General features: G+C 30.1%; 1 protein-coding gene. It reads left to right on the top strand.

Features of this window, described 5'->3' with window-relative positions:
* A partial coding sequence (locus U9R42_13975) for a hypothetical protein (GenBank protein ID MEA3497131.1) occupies positions 1-1,679 on the top strand: 1,679 nt, incomplete at both ends.

Genomic DNA, 1,679 nt, shown 5'->3' on the forward strand with positions numbered 1-1,679 from the left:
TTAAATATTTTAACAGTATCTGCTCGTGATAATGCTTGTCCTGTTTATGGGTTAACATCCAGAGCTTATAAAATTTATGTTCATCCAAAGGCTGAGGCTCAATTTTCTACAACTAATAACGGATGTGGAGAATACATTTTCAATGCTATACCAAATACCAATACGGTTTTGACTTACGATTGGCATATTTTTAATGAAATAAGTATCTCAAATAAATCCTTTACTTATAATTTTCAAAAACCGGGAATTTATCCTTTTTCTCTAACAGTTTCAAATATCGCAGGAGACACTTCAATTTATTACGATACTTTGATTACAGATACTTTCCTTTATGCAGATTTACCAAATGATACAAATATTTGTTCTGGCGATAGCCTAAGCATTTCTGCACAAATCTTTAATAATCAAGGATATACTTCTATAAATTGGAACACAAACGACACAACACAAACAATTCAAACAGCACAATTATTTCAAGATAAAACATATACGGTAACTGTTCAGGATCAATCAGGTTGTTCGTTTACAGCACAAACAAAAGTAACTGTAAACACTATAAATGTTAACCTTGGTCAGGATATTGGATTTTGCATATTCGATAGCATTAGTTTAGATGTCAACTATATTTTAAACGGAGGTAATTCATCTTCTTTGGAATGGACAAAATTGTACGATACAAATTTCACAAAAAACAAAAAGAATATAATAATTCATGATTCCGGAACTTACATCTGTAAAATAATTGATGACTTTGGATGTTTTGATTCCGACTCAATTTTTGTTACTCAATATCCATTACCAAACGTTTATACCTTAGATGAAGATAGTATTTGTTCAGATGAACAACAATACATTCTTAATGGCAAAGCATTTCCATTGTCAGGTGTTTGGACAGGACAAGGAATAATAAAACAAAATTCGAATTATATTTTTGATTTAAATAATGTTACTCTTTTCAATGGTAAAAAATTCACATTCAACTATTTATTTACTGATTCTAACAATTGCAAAAATTCAGATTCATTTAGTTTTAGAGTTTTTAAATCACCTGAAAATCTAAATGCCGGAGATGATTTTAAATTATGTAAAGCAGACACTATTATTCAATTAACAGCTACTCCAATCGGAGGTTATTGGACAGGTAATTTTGTTGACTCTACAGGAAACTTTTCTGTAAATCAGGCAACATTAGGAATTAATAAACTTACCTACATTGTTGGAATGCCTCATTGTCCAAAATATGATACAGTTAATATTGAAGTAATGACAATTCCAAATATTCAAATTAATCCATCAAATAATAAATACAAAATGTGCAAAGAGGAAGGATTAGTTTTTATAAACCATTCTCCTATCGGTGGCACTTACGGTGGTTACTGGACTGGTACCGTTAACAAAAACGGACTTTTTGATGCAAACACTAATTTAGGTAATTACCAAATAGCATGGCATTTTACCAACAACAACGGCTGCTACAATGCCGATACAATAACTCTTTCGGTTGTTGAACCGACAATTACAATTGACAAATCAAATCCAATTATTTGTAAAAATAATTACTATGAATTAAATGCACAATTCGAAAATGCTCAATCAATGCTTTGGTCAAAAGGACAACAAGCAGATGGAATTTTTGATGGTAATCAAAATAATATTTTTATTAAATATTTACATGGAAA

This window comes from Bacteroidota bacterium (genome assembly GCA_034723125.1).
Classification (GTDB): domain Bacteria; phylum Bacteroidota; class Bacteroidia; order CAILMK01; family JAAYUY01; genus JAYEOP01.